The sequence below is a fragment of the Streptomyces murinus genome (assembly GCF_002154555.1).
GTDB classification, from domain to species: Bacteria; Actinomycetota; Actinomycetes; order Streptomycetales; family Streptomycetaceae; genus Streptomyces; species Streptomyces murinus.
The window spans coordinates 1-2,523 of record NZ_MUNF01000091.1; the positions used below are offsets into that span (position 1 = coordinate 1).

Consider the following 2,523-nt stretch of genomic DNA (forward strand, 5'->3'; position numbering starts at 1 on the left):
TGGCCGCGGCCCGCCAGCCGTCGTCCACGACGGTCGTCGCGCCGGCCTCGGTGATGATCGCCGGGCCGGTGACGGCCTCGCCGGGAGGAAGGGCCTCGCGGCGGTGCAGGGGTACGTCGCGCCAGGAGCCGCCGGTGTGCAGGCGGACGGTCTCGGGCGCGGCGGGCCGTCCCTCGTACGGGGCGAGGGCGGTCAGATCGGGGGGTGCGGTGATGCCGGTGGCCTCGACGGAGAGGGCTTCCACGACGATCGGGCGGTCGAGGGTGAAGGAGTAGGTGGCGCGATGGCGCTGCTCGAACGCGCCGCGCATGGCGTCGGGTTCGGCCAGTTCGACGGTGAGCGCGGTGTCGGTGCCGTCGTAGCGGAGCTGGGCGCGGTGGGTGACCCGGACGCGGTCCTCGGGGATGTCCTCGGCCGTGAGTTCGGCGCGGGCGGCGGCCTCCAGGTCGGCGGCGGCCGCGCGGATGCCGGGCATGGCGGCCGGCTCCAGGGGTGCCTCGACGGACTGTTCGCGCATGGCGGTGGTGTCGGCGAGGCCGATGCCGAGCGCGGAGAGGACCCCGGCCATGGGGGGTACGAGCACGGTGCGGATGCCGAGCGACCCGGCGACCCGGCAGGCGTGCTGGCCGCCCGCGCCGCCGAAGGTGGTCAGCGCGTAGCGGGTCACGTCGTGGCCCTGCTGGACGGAGATCCGCTTGATCGCGTTGGCGATGTTGGCGACGGCGATGTCCAGATAGCCCTCGGCCACCTGTTCGGGGGTGCGGTCGTCGCCGGTGGCCCGGTGGATCTCATGGGCGAGTGCGGTGAACCGGTCGCGGACGAGCCCGGCGTCCAGCCGCTGGTCGCCGTCGGGCCCGAACACGGCCGGGAAGTGGGCGGGCTGGATCCGGCCGAGCATCACATTGGCGTCGGTGACGGTGAGCGGGCCGCCGGCCCGGTAGCAGGCGGGGCCGGGGGTGGCACCCGCCGAGTCGGGGCCGACGCGATAGCGGGAGCCGTCGAAGTGGAGCACTGAGCCGCCGCCCGCGGCCACGGTGTGGATGTCGAGCATCGGGGCGCGCAGCCGCACGCCCGCGACCTGGGTGTCGAAGACCCGCTCATAGGCACCGGCGAAGTGCGAGACATCGGTGGAGGTGCCGCCCATGTCGAAGCCGATGACCCGGTCGAAGCCCGCGCGCTGGGACATCCGGGCCATGCCGACGATGCCCCCGGCCGGTCCGGACAGGATGGCGTCCTTGCCGCGGAACTGCCCCGCCTCGGTGAGCCCGCCGTTGGACTGCATGAACATCAGCCGCACCCCGCGCAGTTCATCGGCCACCTGGCGGACGTGGCGGTGCAGCACCGGTGAGAGGTAGGCGTCGGCCACGGCGGTGTCGCCGCGCGGGACCAGCTTCATCAGCGGGCTGACCTCGCTGGACAGGGAGATCTGCGGGAAGCCGGTGCGGGCCGCGAGTTCACCGATGGCGCGTTCGTGGGCGGGGTGCAGATGGCTGTGCAGGCAGACGACGGCGACGGCGCGGATCCCGTCGTCGTACGCCTGTCGGAGCGCGGGCGCGAGCGCGTCCAGGTCGGGGGCGCGCAGCACGGTGCCGTCGGCGGCGATGCGTTCGTCGGCTTCGATCACCCGGGTGTAGAGCGGTTCGGGCAGCTCGATACGGCGGGCGAAGATGCGCGGCCGGTTCTGGTAGGCGATGCGCAGGGCGTCGCGGAAGCCGCGGGTGATGATCAGGAGGGTGGGTTCGCCGGTGCGCTCCAGGAGCGCGTTGGTGGCGACGGTGGTGCCCATGCGGACGGCCTCGACGGGCTCCGGGGAGTCGCCGAGGAGGGCGCGGATGCCGGTGACGGCGGCGTCGGGGGTGGGGCGGTGGCCTGCGCCTTGAGTGCCGGAAGCGGCGCCCCGAGTGCCGGGAGCGGTGTCCGGGCCGGGCTCGGGGCGGGCCGGGTTGTCGGAGAGCACCTTGTGCGTGAGCAGGCGGCCGTCCGGGCGACGCGCGACGATATCGGTGAAGGTGCCGCCTCGGTCGACCCAGAACTGCCAGCCTGTCACGTCAGTACTCCGCTTCCGTGCCGGTCACAGTGCCCGCAGGCCGTTGATCACGTCGCGCAGAATACTCTCGTCCGGCAGCTCGGCCGGGGGCACCGGCCGGGTGACATGGACGAGTTCCGCGTGCACGAGATCGCCGACGAGGACCCGCACCACGCCGATGGGCAGGTCGAGTTCCGCGGCCAGCTCGGCGACCGACTGCGGGGTGCTGCGGCACAGGCCCACGATGTCCACATGCTCGGGGGAGAGCGTCGGATCCGTCTCCGGGTCCCCGGCCGCGGGCTCCGTGACGACCACCGCGATCAGATCGAGGCGGTGCTGGGCCGTACTGGTGGTACGGCCGCGCGTCATGGCGTACGGACGGACGACCGGTCCGGCGTCGTCGTCGAACCAGTGGCTGCTCACCTGACCGTCTTCGCTCATGTCATCCCACTACCCGCCCGCGGGCAGGCCCGTGCGCGGGGCGGGTAGTGGGATGA

The 2,523-nt window shown here is 73.4% G+C and carries 2 protein-coding genes; both read right to left on the minus strand.

Features of this window, described 5'->3' with window-relative positions:
- Positions 1-2,047, minus strand: a 2,047-nt coding sequence (locus CCN72_RS07285; RefSeq protein WP_279630221.1) for a hydantoinase/oxoprolinase family protein, incomplete at its 3' end; no start/stop codon positions are given.
- A gap of 24 nt (positions 2,048-2,071) precedes the next feature.
- Positions 2,072-2,467 (minus strand): DUF742 domain-containing protein, encoded by a 396-nt coding sequence (locus tag CCN72_RS07290; protein ID WP_085562622.1) that lies wholly within the window; start codon positions 2,465-2,467, stop codon positions 2,072-2,074.
- Positions 2,468-2,523: the final 56 nt, after the last annotated feature.

What these genes read in the sequence shown, in the direction of transcription:
- CCN72_RS07290 (WP_085562622.1), bottom strand. Translation starts at nt 2,467, where the DNA reads ATGAGCGAAGACGGTCAGGTGAGCAGCCACTGGTTCGACGACGACGCC.